The sequence below is a fragment of the Pseudomonas sp. LB-090624 genome (assembly GCF_003205205.1).
In the GTDB taxonomy this organism is placed as follows: Bacteria; Pseudomonadota; Gammaproteobacteria; order Pseudomonadales; family Pseudomonadaceae; genus Aquipseudomonas.
Window position 1 is genome coordinate 60,157 of record NZ_QJRL01000008.1, and the last position, 19,557, is coordinate 79,713.

General features: G+C 64.1%; 16 protein-coding genes. 2 read left to right on the plus strand and 14 right to left on the minus strand.

Features of this window, described 5'->3' with window-relative positions; all coding sequences use genetic code 11:
- Window positions 1-205 precede the first annotated feature (205 nt).
- From DMX11_RS10665 to leuC, 9 genes are all read right to left on the minus strand, one after another.
- On the minus strand, window positions 206-826 hold the full coding sequence (locus DMX11_RS10665) for a phosphoribosylanthranilate isomerase (protein ID WP_110744507.1): 621 nt from the start codon (window positions 824-826) through the stop codon (window positions 206-208).
- A gap of 61 nt (window positions 827-887) precedes the next feature.
- Window positions 888-1,748, minus strand: coding sequence for a tRNA pseudouridine(38-40) synthase TruA (truA, locus tag DMX11_RS10670; protein WP_110744508.1), 861 nt, complete (start codon window positions 1,746-1,748; stop codon window positions 888-890).
- 189 nt (window positions 1,749-1,937) lie between these two features.
- Entirely contained in the window at window positions 1,938-4,688 is a 2,751-nt protein-coding gene (locus tag DMX11_RS10675) for a FimV/HubP family polar landmark protein (RefSeq protein ID WP_110744509.1), read from the minus strand.
- Between the two features lie 71 nt (window positions 4,689-4,759).
- A complete protein-coding gene (locus tag DMX11_RS10680) occupies window positions 4,760-5,764 on the minus strand; it encodes an aspartate-semialdehyde dehydrogenase (RefSeq protein ID WP_110744510.1) in 1,005 nt (334 codons plus the stop codon).
- A 390-nt stretch (window positions 5,765-6,154) separates the two neighbouring features.
- Window positions 6,155-7,267, minus strand: coding sequence for an aspartate-semialdehyde dehydrogenase (gene asd, locus DMX11_RS10685; protein ID WP_110744511.1), 1,113 nt, complete (start codon window positions 7,265-7,267; stop codon window positions 6,155-6,157).
- A 63-nt stretch (window positions 7,268-7,330) separates the two neighbouring features.
- Complete coding sequence (gene leuB / locus DMX11_RS10690; RefSeq protein WP_110744512.1) at window positions 7,331-8,413, minus strand: 3-isopropylmalate dehydrogenase; 1,083 nt, start codon at window positions 8,411-8,413, stop codon at window positions 7,331-7,333.
- Window positions 8,414-8,467: 54 nt separating this feature from the next.
- Window positions 8,468-9,232: a class I SAM-dependent methyltransferase gene (locus tag DMX11_RS10695; RefSeq protein WP_110744513.1), complete on the minus strand. Its 765-nt coding sequence runs from the start codon at window positions 9,230-9,232 to the stop codon at window positions 8,468-8,470.
- A 91-nt stretch (window positions 9,233-9,323) separates the two neighbouring features.
- Window positions 9,324-9,968 (minus strand): 3-isopropylmalate dehydratase small subunit, encoded by a 645-nt coding sequence (gene leuD / locus DMX11_RS10700; RefSeq protein ID WP_110744514.1) that lies wholly within the window; start codon window positions 9,966-9,968, stop codon window positions 9,324-9,326.
- A complete protein-coding gene (leuC, locus tag DMX11_RS10705) occupies window positions 9,965-11,398 on the minus strand; it encodes a 3-isopropylmalate dehydratase large subunit (RefSeq protein WP_003247191.1) in 1,434 nt (477 codons plus the stop codon). Before leuC ends, leuD begins: the two co-directional genes overlap by 4 nt.
- Window positions 11,399-11,529: 131 nt before the next feature.
- On the opposite strand from leuC, the gene DMX11_RS10710 reads away from it, so the two are divergent.
- Complete coding sequence (locus tag DMX11_RS10710) at window positions 11,530-12,408, plus strand: LysR family transcriptional regulator (RefSeq protein ID WP_110744515.1); 879 nt, start codon at window positions 11,530-11,532, stop codon at window positions 12,406-12,408.
- A 62-nt stretch (window positions 12,409-12,470) separates the two neighbouring features.
- On the plus strand, window positions 12,471-15,767 hold the full coding sequence (locus DMX11_RS10715) for a PAS domain S-box protein (RefSeq protein ID WP_110744516.1): 3,297 nt from the start codon (window positions 12,471-12,473) through the stop codon (window positions 15,765-15,767).
- Between the two features lie 75 nt (window positions 15,768-15,842).
- Here DMX11_RS10715 and DMX11_RS10720 read toward each other — a convergent pair whose 3' ends face one another.
- The 5 genes from DMX11_RS10720 to DMX11_RS10740 all read right to left on the minus strand — a co-directional run bounded on the left by DMX11_RS10720 (window position 15,843) and on the right by DMX11_RS10740 (window position 19,392).
- The gene (locus DMX11_RS10720; RefSeq protein ID WP_110744517.1) at window positions 15,843-16,286 is read right to left on the minus strand and encodes an Hsp20 family protein; all 444 of its coding nucleotides are present in this window, start codon (window positions 16,284-16,286) and stop codon (window positions 15,843-15,845) included.
- 163 nt (window positions 16,287-16,449) lie between these two features.
- Window positions 16,450-17,421: a tRNA-dihydrouridine synthase gene (locus DMX11_RS10725; RefSeq protein WP_110744518.1), complete on the minus strand. Its 972-nt coding sequence runs from the start codon at window positions 17,419-17,421 to the stop codon at window positions 16,450-16,452.
- A 50-nt stretch (window positions 17,422-17,471) separates the two neighbouring features.
- Entirely contained in the window at window positions 17,472-17,906 is a 435-nt protein-coding gene (locus DMX11_RS10730) for a thioesterase family protein (protein WP_110744519.1), read from the minus strand.
- Window positions 17,907-18,003: 97 nt separating this feature from the next.
- A complete protein-coding gene (locus tag DMX11_RS10735) occupies window positions 18,004-18,837 on the minus strand; it encodes an alpha/beta fold hydrolase (protein ID WP_110744520.1) in 834 nt (277 codons plus the stop codon).
- A 15-nt stretch (window positions 18,838-18,852) separates the two neighbouring features.
- On the minus strand, window positions 18,853-19,392 hold the full coding sequence (locus DMX11_RS10740) for a TetR/AcrR family transcriptional regulator (protein WP_110744521.1): 540 nt from the start codon (window positions 19,390-19,392) through the stop codon (window positions 18,853-18,855).
- Window positions 19,393-19,557: the final 165 nt, after the last annotated feature.

Consider the following 19,557-nt stretch of genomic DNA (forward strand, 5'->3'; position numbering starts at 1 on the left):
TATTGGCAGGCGGGGGCCGTTAGCGCCGACCCTGCCCTGCCCTTGAGCTCAAAATCTTATGAAACGATGATGGACCGGCTGCCGGGGCTTCCCGCGCACCACTCCACCGTTAATGTGTTGTATTGCTGCCACAGGCACAGGCAGCTGCCCCGCAGGGCTGCGAAAGCTATGGACGATGGCGCGCAGCCAGCCGTCACATCCGCTATCACGCCTGTTTCACCGCACGCATGAAGGCCTCGATCTTCGCCGCGTCCTTGATGCCCTTGGCTTGCTCGACGCCACCGCTGACATCCACGCCATAAGGCCGCACCTGGGCAATGGCCTGGGCGACGTTGTCGGCCGACAGACCACCGGCGAGGATGATCGGCTTGCTCAGGCGCGCCGGCACCAGAGACCAGTCGAACGCCTCGCCGGTTCCCCCGGGCACGCCTGCCACATAGGTGTCCAGCAAAATGCCACGAGCCCCGGCGTAGAGCTTGCAGGCCGCCTCCAGGTCGTCGCCCGGGCGCACCCGCAGGGCCTTGATCCAGGGGCGGTGGTAACCTTCGCAGTCCTGCGGGGTTTCGTCGCCGTGGAACTGTAGCAGGTCCAGCGGAACCGCTTCGAGGATCTCGTTCAGCTCGCAGCGCGAGGCATTGACGAACAACCCGACCGTGGTCACGAACGGCGGCAACTCGGCAATGATTGCCCGCGCCTGGCGCACGTCCACGGCACGCGGGCTCTTGGCATAGAAGACGAAGCCGATGGCATCGGCACCCGCTTCGACAGCGGCCAGTGCGTCTTCGATGCGGGTGATCCCGCAGATCTTGCTGCGAACATTGCTCATGGCACGCAAACCCTGGTTATTACGGTCAAAGGCCGGATGTTAGCAAATGGCTTTTCGCCCGTCAGTCTGCCAACGCTTCGTAACCGCTCAAAAAGTGTGGGCCGATGTAACGCTTGGGCAGGGCGAACGCTTCGGGGTACTCCACCTGCACCAGGTACAGGCCATAGGGATGCGCGGTAACGCCCCCCTCGCTTCGGTTGCGCCCTTCCAGCACTTCGCGGGCCCAGGTCACCGGGCGCTCGCCAGCGCCGATGGCCATCAGCACGCCGGCAATGTTACGCACCATGTGGTGCAGGAAGGCGGTGGCGCGCACGTCCAGCACGATCATCTGGCCATGGCGGGTAACGCGCAGGTGGTAGATGTGCTTGATCGGCGATTTGGCCTGGCACTGGCTGGCGCGGAAGGCGCTGAAGTCGTGGGTACCGAGCAGGAACTGCGCTGCCTCGGCCATGCGTTCGACGTCCAGCGGGCGGTGGTTCCAGGTCACTTCCTCGGCCAGGTGGGCCGGGCGGATCGGGTCGTTGTAGATGACGTAGCGGTAGCGCCGGGCGCAGGCCTTGAAGCGTGCGTGGAAATCGGCCGGCATCGGCCGCGACCAGACTACGCTGATGTCGTGCGGCAGGTTGAAGTTGGTGCCCATGGTCCAGGCACGCTCGTCACGCACGGCGCGGGTGTCGAAGTGCACGACCTGGCCGCAACCGTGCACACCCGCATCGGTGCGACCGGCGCAGATGACCGAGATCGGCTCGTTGGCGACCGTGGACAGGGCTTTTTCCAGGGCCTGCTGGACACTTGGCACCCCACTGGCCTGGCGCTGCCAGCCGCGGTAGCGCGCGCCTTTGTATTCCACGCCCAGGGCGATGCGAGAGTAGCCTTCGGCCGCGGATTCGGTGGCGACGGGGTCGATGATGTCCAAGAGCATGAAACCTGTGGGATGTACGGAATGGCGGGGATTATAACGACAACGGCAGCCGCGTAGGGCTGCCGGTGGATGAACACTGCATGCGCAGGCCTCTTCGCGGCCGCACCCACTCCCACAAGTGACCCACAAGCTCTAAAATGTGTGGGTTCCTGTGAAAGCGGGCAAGCCGCGAAGCCTGCCCTGTTTGCATCAGACCAGCCGGGAAAGCATGTCCTCGGCTTCCTGGCGTTGGCTGTCGTCACCGTCTTTGATCACTTCGTCGAGGATGTCGCGGGCACCCTGGCTGTCGCCCATGTCGATATAGGCACGGGCCAGGTCGAGCTTGGTGGCCACTTCATCACTGCCGGAGAAGAAGTCGAAGTCCAGGTCGTCGAGCGGCTCGGGCTCGGGTTGGGCTGCAGCATCCTCGCTGGTGAAGTGCGGCTCCAGCGACGGCGTTTCGAGGCTCTGCGACAGCTTGTCCAGTTCGGCGTTGACGTCGTCCAGCTCCGAGGCAAAGCTCTTGGCGGCCGGCGAATCGTCGTCCAGCGACAGCGACAGGTCGAAGTCCGACGGCATGTCGAAGTCGGATGCCGGGTCGAACTCCGGCATGCTGTCGAAGGCGGCCAGCTCAGCCGCAGCATCTACCGAGGCCCCTGCCTCTGCTTGCGGTGCGGCCGGGGCGACTGGCTCGCCGACATCGAGATCGAAGTCAGACAGGTCCACGACTGGCTGCGGCTCGGCCTGGGCCAGCATGGCCTCGAAATCGGCATCGGCTTCGGCCTGCAGCTCGGCATCCACGGCGAACGGTGGCTCTTCGGCCTGAACCTGCGCCTGCTCCGGCTCGTCCAGCACGGACTCGGCAATGACCAGTTCGTCGGGGACAGACGCCTGCGCTACCGACTCGTCCAGCAATGGCGCTGCCAATGAGTCTTCCTCGGGCAGGTCACCATCCAGGCTCAGGTCAAAGGCACTGTCCAGGTCCTGCTCGCCCAGCCCCTGGTCTTCCAGGCCCGCAACATCGAGGATGGGTACTTCGTCGAGGGCATCGAATTCAGTCTCAGGCTCCGCTTGGGCGACAACCTCCGGCTCCGCCTCGCCTTGCGGCTCGAACTCAGGCACCTCTTCAGGCACCACATCGGCAGTTACCGGCGCCTCGGCGTCTTCGTGCAGCAGTTCCTGCACGTACTGCTCATCCATTTCGGCAGCCAGCGCCGCCGCCCCCAGACCGGCGGCGGCCAGGCCGAGCATGGCCGGGTAGCGCTCTTTGAGGCCGGCGACTTCAGACGCGTTGTGCTCGCTTGCCGATAGCAGGCGCTCCTGCTCGGCAAACGCGCTCTGATCACCCTGGCGGGCGTACACATCCATCAGTTTAAGGCGCAGGTCGTCACGCGCCGGGGCTGCGGCCACGGCGGGCTCCAGCAAGTCGGCGGCACGGTTCAGGCGGCCTTCGGCCAGGCATTGATCAACTTCCGCGAGCAGTGCGGCGTGCGGGTCAGCTTGCGGTTGTGGCTCGGCTTCTGCCACTTTTTCCGCAGCGACTGCAGCCGCCGCCGACGCGGCGACCACGGCAGGCGACAGCGTCACGCTGGGCTCCGGGACCTCAATGCCATCAAGGCTCTCGGTATCGCTGTCGAACCCGCTGCCCTGCTCCTCTTCCAGCGCCCGCGCCATGCGCAGGTGCTTCTCGGCTTCCTGTTGGGCCTTGCGCTTGCGCGCTAGCAGCAACAGCAGAAGCAACAGCACGAGGAACGCGCTACCGGCAATCAGCCCCAGCAGCAGCGGGTTGCCCATGACCTGATCGACAACGCTGCCCGGCTGGGCGGCCGGCGCAGGCTCGGCCGCGGGGGCGGCTTCGGCAGGTGCTGGCTTGGCTGCTGGCTGCGCGCCTGCCGCCGGGACAGTCGTTGCAGGTGCAGGTGCAGGTGCGGCGGCAGCCGGGGTTGGCGTGGCTGCGCCTTGGGCTTCAAGACGGGCCAACTGGTCGTTTTTCAGCTCGATCAAACGCTGCAGCTTGTCCAACTGGCTCTGCAGGTCGGTCATGCGGCTCTTGAGTTCTTCATTGTCACGACGGCTGGTGTCCAGGCTTTCCTGGGCCACTGCCAGCTTGTCGTTGAGCGCCTTGGCCTGGTCGGCACCGGCTTGGTTGCCCGGGCTGACCAGCCGCAGGTTGTCGCCCTGCGCGATCCGTGCCGGGGCAGCGTCGGCGGCACCACGGCGGGTGGCGTCGAGCTGGCGGGCACGCGGGCCCAGACGACGGCCTTCACGCCAGGCGGCATACTGCTCGGCCACTTCGCTGTTGGCCTCGCCCTGCGGGATGTTCTGGATCTGCTGCTGGTCGGGCAGGCGCAACACCTGGCCAACCTTCAGCTGGTTGATGTTGTTGCCGATGAAGGCATCCGGGTTGAGCGCCTGGATGGCAATCATGGTCTGCTGGATCGAGCCACCCTGGGTGTTGCGCGCAGCAATCTGCCAAAGGGTGTCGCGACGCTGGGTGGTGTAGCTGCTGGCTCCGGTGGTGGCCGGGGTCACATTGCCTGCCGCCGGCTTGTCGCCTTGGGCCTTGGTCTGGTCGAGCAGCACGCTGTAGTCACGCAGCAAGCGGCCCTGCGGCCACATCACCTGGACCAGGAACTTGACCACAGGCCCCGGCAGCGGCTGACTGGAGGTAACCCGCAGCACGCTCTTGCCGTTGGGGTTGATCACAGGCGTGAAGGTCAGGTCTTCAAGGTAGGTCGGAAACGCCACCCCGGCCTTGCTGAACTCTTCTGGCGGCGCCAGGCTTGGCGCCACTTCGGCGGCCTTGAGGTCGCGCACGTCGAGCAATTCGATCTCGGCGTCCAGCGGCTGATTCTGTGCCGACTTCAGGGTCAGCTCCCCCAGGCCCAGCGCATTCGCCATGCCAGACGACAGCGCTGATGCTGCAGCCATGGCCAGAACCAGTTTGCGAATTCGAAGCATGACCTCTTCCCTTGTATGAATCGTCCCGAAACCTGCATGCGGAGCAGGACAAAAGTGCTCGCCAGTATCTTTTACGGCATGTGTTTAATCAACAATTGCGCCACTTGCACGGCGTTGAGCGCAGCGCCCTTGCGCACGTTGTCGGTGGTCAGCCAGAGGTTGAGCTGCTGGTCTTCATCAACACCGTGACGTACACGACCAACATAGACCACGTCTTGGCCTACTGCGTCACCGACTGGGGTCGGATAGTCATCGTTTTCCACCCGCTCGACGCTGTCGGCTGCCTCCAGGGCCTGGTTGACCGCTGCCAGGTCTACCGGGCGACGGCTTTGCACGGCCACACTGAAGCTATCGCCGAAAAACACCGGGACTTGAACACAACTTACCGAAATCTTCAGCTCAGGCAGGCCCAGCAGCACGCGCAATTCACTGACCAGACGGCGCTCCAGCGCGGTATGGCCGTGCTCGTCGGCAGCGCCCACCTGGGCCAGCAGGTTGAACGCCACCTGGCGGTCGAAGAAACGCGGTTCCAGCGGTCGGGCATTGAGCAGTTCGGCGGTTTGCCGGGCCAGTTCGCTGACCGCTTCACGGCCTTGCGCAGACACCGCCAACGCGGCCATCACTTGCACCCGCTCGATGTCGAGCAGGCCTTTGAGCGGCGCCAGCGCGACGGCCAGGGCTACAGCGGCCGAGCATGGGCTGACGATGCGCGCTGGCAACGACAGGCCGGCCAGGCGGTCGGCGTTGGCTTCCGGCACCAAGGCCAGGGCGTCGTCCAGGCCACCGGACAGGTCGATCACCGTGCAGCCTGCCTGCAGCGCCTTGCCGGCAAAGCTGCGGCTGACGGCGGCGCCGGTGGCGAAGAAGGCCAGCTTGACCTGGGCAAACTCGAAGCTGTCGACTTCGCGCACTTTCAGTTTCTTGCCAGCGAACATCACGCTGCTGCCCGCCGATTCCATGCTGGCCAGCAGGTGCAGGGTGGCAACCGGGAAGGCCAACTCTTCGAGGATCTGCACCAAGGTTTCACCGACGCTGCCGGTGGCGCCGACGACGGCGATATCCAAAGGGTGTGTCATGGAAGGGATCCTCTTGCTGTAAACGGCGGGGGCGGCACTTTACTCGGATTGTAGGGTTTTGTCTGTGCTGGCCGTATCTTCGTCGCTGTGGGTTGCGTGCGGGCTAGCGGGGATGGTTTGGGATTTGCGGTGTTTGTGAGATCGAGCGCCGCCCGCGCGGCGCATCGCGAGCTACGCTCGCTCCTACGGTTGTTTCGGGCCAGTTATTTCTGGGGGATTTGCGCGCGTACGCCTTGGCGCATGGCGCGATATCGCGTCGTACAAACGCGAGCGCAGCTCGCGATGCGCCGCGCGGGCGGCGCTCGATCTCACAGGCGCTGAAACCCTCACCCCCGGACACAAAAAAACCCGCACTGTCGCCAGCGCGGGTTTTTGGTCAAAGCAGAACGATCAACGCTCCAGCAGAATCCGCAACATGCGGCGCAGCGGTTCGGCCGCGCCCCACAGCAGCTGGTCACCCACGGTGAACGCGCCCAGGTACTGCGACCCCATGTTCAGCTTGCGCAGGCGGCCAACCGGGATGTTCAGAGTGCCGGTGACCTTGGTCGGGGTCAGTTCCTGCATGCTGATTTCACGCTGGTTCGGCACCAGCTTCACCCAAGGGTTGTGCTGACTGATCATCCCTTCGATGTCGGCGATCGGCACGTCTTTGTTCAGCTTGATGGTCAGCGCCTGGCTGTGGCAACGCATGGCGCCGATGCGCACGCAGATGCCGTCGACCGGGATCGGGCTCTTGAAGCGGCCGAGGATCTTGTTGGTCTCGGCCTGGGCCTTCCACTCTTCACGGCTCTGGCCGTTCGGCAGTTCTTTGTCGATCCACGGGATCAGGCTGCCAGCCAGCGGTACGCCGAAGTTCTCGGTCGGGAAGGCATCGCTGCGCATGGTCTCGGCAACCTTGCGGTCGATGTCGAGGATGGCACTGGCCGGGTTGGCCAGGTCATCGGCAACGGCAGCGTGGGTAGCCCCCATCTGCCGGATCAGCTCACGCATGTTCTGCGCGCCAGCACCCGAGGCGGCCTGGTAGGTCATGGCGCTCATCCACTCCACCAGGCCGGCTTCGAACAGGCCGCCCAGACCCATCAGCATCAGGCTGACGGTGCAGTTGCCGCCGATGTAGTTCTTGGTACCGGCGTCCAGCTGCTGGTCGATGACCTTGCGGTTCACCGGGTCGAGGACGATCACTGCATCATCCTGCATACGCAGGGACGACGCGGCATCGATCCAGTAACCCTGCCAGCCAGCCTCACGCAGCTTGGGGAAGACCTCGTTGGTGTAGTCGCCGCCCTGACAAGTCAGGATCACGTCGAGGGTCTTGAGTTCTTCAATCGAATAAGCATCCTTGAGCGGAGCTGTATCCTTGCCCACGTTCGGGCCCTGGCCGCCAACATTGGAGGTAGTGAAGAACACCGGCTCGATAAGGTCGAAATCCTGCTCCTCCAGCATCCGCTGCATGAGCACGGAACCGACCATACCGCGCCAACCGATCAGACCTACACGTTTCATCGCAACTACACCTTTGCTAAAAGTGGGCCGCCACCGGGAATTTGGGGTAGCGGGCCAGAGAGATTACAGATTCCGCAGCGCTGCGACTACTGCGTCGCCCATTTCCTGCGTACCAACTTTGCGGCAGCCTTCCGAGTAGATGTCGCCGGTGCGCAAACCCTGGTCCAGAACCAGGCTAACGGCCTTCTCGATCGCTTCGGCGGCAGCCGACTGATTGAAGCTGTAACGCAGCATCATCGACACCGAAAGGATGGTCGCCAGCGGGTTGGCGATGCCTTGGCCTGCGATGTCCGGCGCCGACCCGTGGCACGGCTCGTACATACCCTTGTTGTCGGCATCCAGCGACGCCGAAGGCAGCATGCCGATGGAACCGGTCAGCATGGAAGCTTCATCCGACAGAATGTCACCGAACATGTTGTCGGTCACCATCACGTCGAACTGCTTGGGTGCACGCACCAACTGCATGGCGGCGTTGTCGACGTACATGTGGCTCAGTTCCACATCGGGGTAGTCCTTGGCCACGTCTTCGACCACTTCGCGCCACAGCTGGCTGGAAGCGAGGACGTTGGCCTTGTCCACCGAGCACAGCTTCTTGCCGCGCACGCGGGCCATGTCGAAGCCGACCCGGGCAATGCGGCGCACTTCGCTTTCGCTGTACGGCAGGGTGTCGTAGGCCTGACGCTCGCCGCCTTCCAGCTCACGCTGGCCACGCGGGGCACCGAAGTAGATACCGCCGGTCAGCTCACGGACGATGAGGATGTCCAGGCCAGAAACGATTTCTGGCTTGAGCGACGAGGCGTCCGCCAGTTGCGGGTAGAGGATGGCCGGGCGCAGGTTGGCGAACAGGCCCAGTTGCGAACGGATTTTCAGCAGGCCGCGCTCCGGGCGAATGTCTCGCTCGATCTTGTCCCACTTCGGCCCGCCCACGGCGCCCAGCAGCACGGCATCGGCCTTGCGCGCCCGCTCCAGGGTCTCGTCGGCCAGCGGCACGCCGTGCTTGTCGATGGCAGCGCCGCCGATCACGTCGTGTGCCAGGCTGAAGCCGAGCTGGAACTTGTCGTTGGCCAGCTCCAGCACCTTGACCGCCTCGGCCATGATTTCCGGGCCGATACCGTCACCTGGGAGAATCAGAATCTGCTTGCTCATGCTTTCCTCTATCCATTCACGCGGTGCGGCCAAGCGGGCCCCACCGAAAAGTTCTTAACGCTCGGCCCACAGCACCAGCACATCGGTACTGAACGAACCATCGGCCTCGATCTGGTAATACTGACGCACTTCTTCGCCCATGGCTTGCTGCAATTGGCGGATGGCCACGCGCATCGGTTCAGGGGTGCGCATGCGCTCGACCCAGCTGGTGAACTCCAGGCGCAGCGGCTGACGGGTATGGCTGCGCACATGCAGACCGGCCTCGCTGACCTGGCGCTGCCATTCGGCGGCGGAATAATCACGCACGTGGCTGGTATCGCGCAGCACCTCGACCGTTTGCAGGTAGGTGTCGAGCAACGGGCTACCCGGCGACATCACGTCGATGAACGCCGCCACACCACCCGGCTTGAGCACCCGGCGCACTTCGCGCAGGGCCAGGCCCAGGTCGCTCCAGTGATGGGCCGAATAGCGGCTGAAGACGAAATCGAACGAGGCATCGGCGAACGGCAGGCGTTCGGCGGCGCCGCGCTCAGTGGTGACATTGGCCAGGCCGCGCTCGGCAGCGGCGCTGGCGACCACGTCGAGCATGGCTTGCGAAAGGTCGTAGGCGACCACCTCGGCAACCAGCGGGGCGACGTGGAAGCTGACATGACCGGCACCGCAGCCCAAGTCCAGTACGCGGGCAGCCCCCTGCCCCGCCAGCTCGGCCTGCAGCAAGGCGAATTCACTGCCTTGGGCGTGCACGGCGCTGCTGAGGTAGGCGCTGGCCTGTTCGCCGAACTGGCGCTGGACCACATCGGTATGGTTGGTGCTGGTCATGGGTGCAGTCCTTTCGATTGTCATCACCAGTACCGGCCTCTTCGCGGGGCAAGCCCACCCCCACAGAGGCCAGCACTCACAGCTACATCACTCAGGCGTCACGGAACAGCCATGGCTGGCTGGCGCGGTGTTTGGCTTCGAAGGCCTTGATCGCCTCGCTGTCCTGCAAGGTCAGGCCGATATCGTCCAGGCCGTTGAGCAAGCAGTGCTTGCGGAACGCATCCACCTCGAAATGCAGCACCTTGCCATCCGGGCGGGTCACCGCCTGCGCCTGCAGGTCGATGGTCAGCTGGTAACCCGGGTTGGCTTCGACCTGCTTGAACAGCTCGTCCACTTCCTCATCGCTGAGGATGATCGGCAGCAGGCCGTTCTTGAAGCTGTTATTGAAGAAGATGTCGGCAAAACTCGGCGCAATGATGCTACGGAAGCCATACTCGTCCAACGCCCAAGGGGCGTGCTCACGGCTGGAGCCGCAACCGAAGTTTTCCCGCGCCAGCAACACGCTGGCACCCTGGTAGCGCGCGTGGTTGAGCACGAACTCCTGGTTGACGGGGCGCTTGCTGTTGTCCTGGTAGGGCTGCCCCACGTCCAGGTAACGCCATTCGTCGAACAGGTTGGGGCCAAAGCCGGTGCGCTTGATCGACTTCAGGAACTGCTTGGGGATGATCTGGTCGGTGTCGACGTTGGCACGGTCCAACGGCGCGACGAGGCCAGTGTGCTGGGTAAAGGCTTTCATGCTGCGCTCCCTTGGATCAACTCGCGGACATCGATGAAGTGGCCGGCGACTGCGGCAGCAGCGGCCATGGCCGGGCTGACCAGGTGGGTACGGCCACCAGCGCCCTGACGGCCTTCGAAGTTGCGGTTGGAGGTGGACGCGCAATGCTCGCCGCTCTCCAGGCGGTCCGGGTTCATCGCCAGGCACATCGAGCAGCCTGGCTCACGCCATTCGAAACCGGCTTCGAGGAAGATCTTGTCCAAGCCTTCACGCTCGGCCTGGGCCTTGACCAGGCCCGAACCCGGCACGACGATGGCTTGCTTGACGCTCGCAGCCACCTTGCGGCCCTTGGCGATTTCCGCCGCGGCACGCAGGTCTTCGATGCGCGAGTTCGTGCACGAGCCGATGAACACGCGGTCCAGCTTGATATCGGTGATCGCCTGGTTTGCGGTCAGGCCCATGTATTTCAGGGCACGCTCGATCGAGCCACGCTTGACCAGGTCGGCTTCAGCGGCCGGGTCCGGTACGCGCTGGTCGACGGCCAGGACCATCTCTGGCGAGGTGCCCCAGCTGACCTGTGGCTTGATCTGGCTGGCATCCAGTTCGACCACGGTGTCGAACACCGCGTCGTCGTCCGACACCAGGTCTTTCCACGACTCGACCGCCTGCTTCCACTGCTCGCCCTTCGGCGCATACGGGCGGCCTTCGACGTAGGCAACGGTGGTGGCGTCGGTCGCCACCAGGCCCACACGGGCACCGGCTTCGATGGACATGTTGCAGATGGTCATGCGGCCTTCCATCGACAACTCGCGAATGGCGCTGCCAGCGAATTCCATGGCGTGGCCGTTACCACCCGCGGTGCCGATCTTGCCGATCACGGCCAGGACGATGTCCTTGGCGGTCACGCCGGCCGGCAATTGGCCTTCCACGCGCACCAGCATGTTCTTCATCTTCTTGGCGACCAGGCACTGGGTGGCGAGCACGTGCTCGACCTCGGAGGTGCCGATGCCATGGGCCAGGGCACCGAAAGCGCCATGGGTGGAGGTGTGCGAGTCACCGCAGACCACTGTCATGCCCGGCAAGGTGGCACCCTGCTCCGGGCTGATGACGTGGACGATGCCCTGACGCTCGTCGTTCATCTTGAATTCGACGATACCGTATTCGTCACAGTTCTCGTCGAGGGTCTGCACCTGCAGGCGCGACACCTGGTCGACGATAGCTTCGATACCGCCCTTGCGCTCTGGCGTGGTCGGTACGTTGTGGTCCGGCGTGGCGATGTTGGCGTCGATCCGCCATGGCTTGCGGTTGGCCAGGCGCAGGCCTTCGAAGGCCTGGGGCGACGTCACTTCGTGGATGATGTGGCGGTCGATGTAGATCAAGGACGAGCCGTCATCACGGCGCTTGACCTCATGGGCTTCCCAGAGTTTGTCGTAGAGCGTTTTGCCAGCCATCAGACTGTTCCTCATCAGCGTCTTTCTATGCCAAAAACCCCTTGGCTTGTATGGACGATGCTATGGGGTTAGATTGAATAACTCAAATTCATATTTTTTATGCTTTGGATAACCCAAAGGAATATAACTCCATGGACCTGGCCAACCTCAGCGCCTTTATCGCCATCGCCGAAACCGGCAGTTTTTCAGGGGCGGCCGAACGCCTGTTCCTGACCCAACCGGCTATCAGCAAACGTATCGCCGGGTTGGAGCAGCAGCTGGACGTGCGCCTGTTCGACCGCCTGGGCCGCGAAGTAACCCTGACCGAGGCCGGGCGCGCGCTACTGCCACGGGCCTACCAGATCCTCAACGTCCTCGATGATACCCGACGGGCGCTGACCAACCTCAACGGAGCCGTGAGCGGTCGCCTGACCCTGGCCACCAGCCACCACATCGGCCTGCACCGCCTGCCCCCGCTGCTGCGGGCGTTCACCCGCGAACACCCGGCGGTTGCGCTGGATATCCAGTTCATGGATTCGGAACAGGCCTACGACGAGATTCTGCATGGCCGCGCCGAGATTGCCGTGATCACCCTGGCCCCCGAGCCACACCACCTGGTCAAGGCCGTGCCGGTGTGGGACGACGCCCTCGACTTCGTCGCTGCGCCCGAGCACCCACTGGCCAACAACCAGGCGGTCAGCCTGGCCGATGTCGCTCGCCACCCTGCGGTGTTCCCCGGCGGCAACACCTTCACCCACCATATCGTGCAGCGTCTGTTCGAAAGCCAAGGGCTGACGCCGAACATCGCCATGAGCACCAACTACCTGGAAACCATCAAGATGATGGTGTCGATCGGCCTGGCCTGGAGTGTGCTGCCACGCACCATGCTCGACGAACAGGTTGCACCCATCGCATTGCCCGGCATACAGCTGTCGCGCCAGCTAGGCTACATTCTGCACACGGAGCGTACGCTATCGAACGCCGCCAGGGCATTCATGGCCCTGCTCGACAGCCACGCAGGGTCCGCCTGACCGGCCGTCAGCCCGGCATTTCCAACTCCAAGGACGCGTCATTCGCCAAAGGTCTGGTACCGATGCCCAAATCAGCTAACCGCTTTTTGCGCCTGCCGAGAATACCCGCGGCCGACCCCGATGAGTCCGAACAAGCCTGGCAGAACGCCCCGCAACTGCTGGCCGCGCTCAACGGCGCGCGCCTGGGGGCCTGGCTATGGGATATCGAAAGCGGCCGGGTCAGCTGGTCGCGCGGCACCCAGGCGCTGTTCGGTTTCGACCCGCAACGGCCGCTGCCGGCCGATGTCGATTACCTCGACCTGCTGCCCGAGGAGGACCGCGCCCGCACGCGCCAGGTGTTCCAGGCGATATTCAATGGCGAGCCGGTGGAACAGGCCATGCGCCACCGCATACGCTGGCCGGACGGCAGCCTGCACTGGCTGGAAATCAACGGCAGCCTGACCCACGACCAGCATGGCCGAGCGCAGATGATCGGGGTGATCCGCGAGATCACCCGCCAGCGCGAGCGGGAAACGGCGCTGATCAACTCGGAAAAGCGCTTCGCCACGCTGTTCCACCTCAGCCCCAACGCCATTTTGCTGACCCGGCGCCACGACGGCATGATTTTCGAGGTCAACCAGCATTTCGAAGACATGTTCGGCTGGCCCGGCACCCAGGTGATCGGCAAGACCAGCCTGGAACTGGGCCTGTGGGTCAACCCGGAACAGCGCCACCAGGTGATGGAGTCGACCCGCGCCAACGGCGGCCCGCTGATCATGGAGGTGCAGTTCCGCGCCACCAGCGGCAAAATCCACGACGGTATTCTCTGCACCCAGGGCATCGAGCTGGAGGGGGTGACTTTTCTTATCAGCACCTTTGTCGACACCACTGAACGCAAGCGCGCCGAGCAGGCGCTGAAAGACAGCCAGGAACGCCTGGACCTGGCCCTGGATTCGGCGCAGTTGGGCACCTGGGACTGGCACATCCCCAGCGGCATGCTCTACGGCTCGGCCCGCGCCGCGCAACTGCACGGCCTGCCGCCGATCCCCTTCCACGAGTCGTTCGACGCGTTTTTCGAGGGGGTACCGGAACAGGAGCGCAACTCGATGCGCCAAGCCTACCGCAGCCTGCGCGAGGGGCCTGCGGGCAACTACCAGATCACCTACCGGGTGCAGCTGGAAAACGGCATTTCGCGCTACATCGAAAGCCGCGCCCGGCTGTACCGCGACGAGCAGGGCAACCCGCTGCGCATGGCCGGTACTTTGCTCGATATCACTGACCAGGTGGAGCGCGAGCAGCGCCTGAGCGCCTCGGAAGAGAAATTCGCCAGCCTGTTCCAGGTCAGCCCCGACCCAATCTGCGTTACACGCCAGGACACTGGCCAGTTCATCGAGATCAACCCGGCATTCACCCAGACCTTCGGCTGGAATACCGAGCAGGTGCTTGGCCGCACCGCCGAGGAAATCGGCCTGTGGGCCGAGTCCATCGAGCGCGCACAACGTATCGAACGGGTCATCCGCGAACAGGCCCTGAGCAACGTCGCAGTGGTGGTCAACCACCGCAGCGGCGCACCGCTAACGTGCGTGATATCCAGCCGCCTGATCACCGTCGACGACCAGCCCTGCAGCGTCACCACCCTGCGTGACATCACCCAGCAGCAACGCGCCGAGGCGGCGCTCAAATCGAGCGAGGAGAAGTTCGCCAAGGCCTTCCACTCCAGCCCCGACGCCATCACCATCACCGAACGCCACAGCGGCCGTTACCTGGAGATCAACGATGGTTTCTGCCGCCTGACCGGCTATAGCGCTGCCGAAGTGATCGGCCATACGGTGTACGAGATCGGCATCTGGGCGGACGACAAGCAACGCAGCGCGTTGTTGGCCGAGTTGCGCGAGCGCGGCCGGGTGCATCACCGCGAAATGCTCGGGCGCAACAAGCGCGGCGACATTCTTACCGTGGAAGTATCGGTGGAGCCGATCACCCTCAATGAAGTGGAATGCCTGCTGCTCAATGCTCGCGACGTCAGCCAGCTGAAGAACGCCCAGGCGCAGATCCGCCACCTCGCCTACCACGATCCGCTGACCAACCTGCCCAACCGCGCGCTGCTGATGGACCGCTTGAGCCAGCAGATCGCCCTGCTCAAGCGCCACAACCTGCGCGGCGCCCTGTTGTTCCTTGACCTCGACCACTTCAAGCACATCAACGACTCACTGGGCCACCCGGTGGGCGATACGGTGCTGAAGATCATCACCGCCCGGCTGGAGGCCAGCGTGCGCCTGGAGGACACCGTCGCACGGCTGGGTGGCGACGAGTTCGTGGTGCTGCTCAGCGGCCTGGAAGGCAGCCGCGAACTGGTGGAAGAAAAGGTCCGCGAACTGGCCGATACCCTGCGCGAACTGTTGGCCGAGCCGATGTCGCTGGATGGCCAGCGCCTGCAGGTAACGCCAAGCATCGGCGTGGCGCTGATCCCCGACCATGGCACCACCCCGGCCGACCTGCTCAAGCGCGCCGACATCGCCCTGTACCGGGCCAAGGACTCCGGGCGCAACACCACCCAGCTTTTCCACACCACCATGCAAAAAGCCGCCAGCGAGCGCCTGCGCATGGAAAACGACCTGCGCCTGGCCCTGGCCCGCGGGGAGCTGGCACTGCACTTCCAGCCCCAGGTGGATGCGCGCGACAACCGCATCGTCGGCGCTGAAGTGTTGTTGCGCTGGCACCACCCGCAACTCGGCCAGCAGCCGCCGGCACAGTTCATCCAGGTGCTGGAAGAAAGTGGCCTGATCCTGGAGGTTGGCAGCTGGATCCTCGACGAAGCGTGCGATGCTTGTGCGCGCATGCTGGCCGACGGGCTGATCGACGCTGATGAATTCAGCCTGTGCGTGAACATCAGCCCGCGGCAATTCCGCCAAAATGACTTCGTCGGGCGGGTATTGCGCAGCCTTGACGACTATCGCCTGCCACGGCAAATGCTGAAGCTGGAGATTACCGAAGGCATTGTCATCCAGAACCTGGAAGACACCATCAGCAAGATGCGCGAACTGAAGCGCTACGGGGTGAGTTTTGCTATGGATGACTTCGGCACGGGCTATTCCTCGCTGACGTATCTGAAGCGCCTGCCGGTGGATGCCCTGAAGATCGACCAGACTTTTGTGCGCGATGCCCCCGTGGACCCGAACGACGCGGAAATCGTCCGCGCCATCGTCGCCATGGCCCGCAGCCTGGACCTGGCGGTGATTGCCGAGGGGGTGGAGCTGACCGAACAGCTGGAGTTCCTGGAGCGGCTAGGGTGCCACCTGTACCAAGGGTATCTGCACAGCCGGCCGTTGCCGCTACCGGAGTTTCGGCAGATGTTGCTGGAGGCGCCGGCGGGCTACTGACCCTGGCGCCAGCGTCACCCGGGACAGGCTTAACAAAAAGGGCACCCGAGGGTGCCCTTCTTCACATCAACACAATCAATTCAGCGCTGGCTTATCGCCGTTGATCGGGATGCGCTTGGCCTTGGCTTCTTCAGGCACGATGCGCAGCAGGTCGATGCTGAGCAGGCCGTTGGCCAGGCCGGCGGCCTTCACTTCGATATGGTCTGCCAGGCGGAACGACAGCTTGAAGGCGCGTTGCGCGATACCCTGGTGCAGGTAGGTCACCTCGGCGGGGCCATTATCACGCTTGCCACCGGTTACGGTCAGGACACCCTTTTCGACCTGCAGGTCGAGGTCCTGCTCCTGGAAACCGGCTGCGGCAACCACGATGCGGTAGTGGTCATCGCCATGCTTTTCCACGTTGTAGGGCGGGTAGCTGCTACCGGCCTCGTTACGTGCCGCGGATTCGAACAGGTCGTTGAAACGGTCGAAACCAACGGAATGGCGGAACAGTGGAGCGAGAGAGAAAGCGGTGGTCATGGTCATTAACTCCTGAGATTCAGCAAGTAAGTCACTACGCGACCCGACTTCGGCATCGCGTACTCAAGAGATATGGCCGAGGGAAGTGCTTTCAAGGGGCAATCAGTAAAAAATCTGCAATCGGTGCAGCCCTTTTCGCGGGCGCGCCCGCGAAGAGGCCAGCTCAGGCAACACAGGCCTCCAAAGCCTGCACCTCCACCCCTAGCAGCCGGCTGATCCGCGCGCAGTCATCTTCCCGGCGCAACTCGGCAAACAGCACCACCGCCTCGGGATAACTCCGGGTCAGCATGGCCAGCCACTGCTTCATCCGGCCCGGCGCGTAGCGCGGTGACAGTTTGGCCTGGGCCTGGCGCCAGAACTCGCGCAGCAACGGCAGCAGGTCATTCCAGCTCATCGGCTGGTACTCGCGCCCATCCCGTGCCGCAGCGATCTGCAGGCCCAGGTCCGGACGCGAAACCAGCCCGCGACCGAGCATGATGTCTTCGGCGCCACTGACCTCCCGGCAACGTCGCCAGTCGTCGACGGTCCAGATCTCGCCGTTGGCGAACACCGGCACCTTGACCACGTCCTGCACCCGCGCCACCCACTCCCAGTGGGCAGGCGGCTTGTAGCCCTCGACTTTGGTCCGCGCATGCACCACCAGGTGTGCCGAACCGCCTTCGGCCAGCGCGGTGGCGCAATCCAGCGCACCCTCCGGGCTATCGAAGCCCAGGCGCATTTTTGAAGTCACCGGGATATGCGCCGGCACTGCTCGGCGCACTTCACGCACGATGGCGTGCAACAACTCCGGCTCCTTCAGCAGTACGGCGCCACCGCGAGACTTGTTCACGGTCTTGGCCGGGCAACCGAAGTTCAAGTCGATCACCGGCGCACCCAGTTCGCAGGCCAGCGCGGCGTTTTCCGCCAGGCACACAGGGTCTGAGCCCAGCAGCTGCACGCGCATCGGCACCCCGGCAGCCGTCAGCGCGCCCTGGCGCAACTCGGGCGCCAGCTTGTGGAACGAGGCAGGCGGCAACAGGCGGTCGCACACGCGAATGAACTCGGTGACGCACCAGTCGATACCGCCCACGCGGGTCAGCACGTCGCGCAGGATGTTGTCGACCAGCCCCTCCATGGGGGCCAGGGCAATTTGCATGTCGGGGTCTCGGCGGAAAAGCCGGCAGTCTAGCAAAAAAACCCGGGCTATCAGGCGCCGATCAGCGCAGGGCCGTAACCGTCGAGAAATTCTGCCGGCATGCGCCGGGGTTTGCCGCTGGACAGCTCGATGCAGGCAAACGTGGTTTGTGCGCGCAACAGGGTTACGCCGTCACGCGGGCGCTTGAGCTGGAAGCGCCGGGTCATGCGCAAGCGCTGGTCCCAGTCGATGATCCAGGTGGCCAGTTGCAGTTCGTCGTCTTCGTAGGCGGCAGCCAGGTAGTCTATTTCGTGGCGCACCACCGCCATGGCCCGATCCAGCCGCCGGTATTCGGCAAGGTCCAACCCCAGAAGCTGGGAGTGACGCCAGGCACAGCGCTCCAGCCAGGTAACGTAGACCGCGTTATTGGCGTGACCGAGGCCGTCGATGTCCTCGCTGCTGACGCGCAGGTCGATGACGAAGGGTGTTGCCAGGTCCCAGCTCATGTTCGCTTCCTTGGCACAAAAGCCGATTTAGCAGCGACCTGCGGGGCAATGTCCAGCCCCTGTGGCAGATTTACCGGCCTCATCGCCGGCAACACCCTCAGGCAGTTTGTCGCGCTGGCACGTCAGCCCGGGCCAGCAATTCGAGCACGGCGTCACTCAGCCGTGGGTCGGCCAGCACCCGCTGATGGCCGCCTTCATCCAGCACCAGCAAGCGGCTGTCGAACCAGGCTTTGTGAATAACATCGGCCTCATCGGCAGGCACCAGAACGTCATCGGCGGCATGCACCACCAGACCCGGCAGCTCCAGTTGATAACCACTGACATCCAGCCGGGCGATCTGCATGCCGACGTCGCGCTCCACCTGGCGAATGAACGCCGCCCGCGCCCGTGCTGGCAACCCCAAACGCCGGGCAAAGCCACGCAGCACGCCCAGCAGCCGGGCTGGGGCAGCGATGCTCACCGCCGCTTCCGTGCGCAACCCCATCTGCAGGGCCAGCAACACACTGGCACCGCCCATCGAGTGGCCGATCACCGCGCGCAGGGGCGGCAACTCGGCGGCAGCTTCCAGCAGCGCGCGGGCAAACAGCACCACATTCGCCTGCTGACCGGGCGAACGGCCATGCCCCGGCCCTTCCAGCGACACCACCGTGTACCCGGCCTGAACCAGGGTTTCGATCAAGGCGGCAAACTGAGTGGGCCTGCCCTCCCAACCATGCATCAGCAACACGGTCGGCCCCTGCCCCCAGCGCAATGCAGACAGGCCAAAGCGCAAGGTGATGCGCTCGGCGCTGGCCAGCAGGGGCAACTCCCAGTGCCGCGGCGGCAGGTTGCGCGGGGTCATGAAGGCACGGCGCATCTTGCCCGCGACGTGCTCGGGGGCCAGGCGGCCCAGGGTGCCATTGACACCACGAATCCAGCTCAGGGTGGTCATCGCCATGCTCCAGGGTTAAAGCACCGCCGATTTGGCGGCGCGCAGAATGCGGTCAGACAGATCACTGGTACCCAGTGCCCGGGCCAACGCCAGGCCGCCAACCATAAGCGCCAGGTCGGCCAGCGCCTTGTCGGCGTCTTCAGGGCGGTCAACCATCGCGGCAGTCATCAACTCGATGTGCTCGGCCAGCACCTCACGAAAGGCCTCAGGGAGGCGCTGCATTTCGCCCAGCGAGTTGGGCAAGGGGCATGCGTGCACTTCGGCATCCCGATGCTTGCGCGACAGGTAGAAGGCGCCGGCCAGGGCCCGCCGCCCTGCACCATCGAGGTTGGGGTCGATCTGCGCGAGCAAGGCGCGGCGCTCGCCCAACAGCTGGCGAAACGCTTCGAGCATCAAGTCGTCCTTGCTGTCGAAATGGGCGTAGAAGCCCCCAACGGTCAGCCCAGCAGCCCCCATCACCTGGCTGACACTGGGCTCGGCCGGCCCGTGCTGAATCAGTGCACTGCGGGCAGCCTCCAGTATGCGTTCGCGGGTTCTGCTCTTCTTGTCGCTCATTCGGCGCTCACAAGTCGGAATATGATGATCGAAATATTATTCTCATCATATTTTTTGGCAAGCGGAATCTGCGGCCGTTTGTCGGCAGACAATTTTAGGGAGATAAGAAAAACAAAAGGCTCATTCAATAATCGAATGAGCCTTCAAAGTCCCGCAAAACGCGGG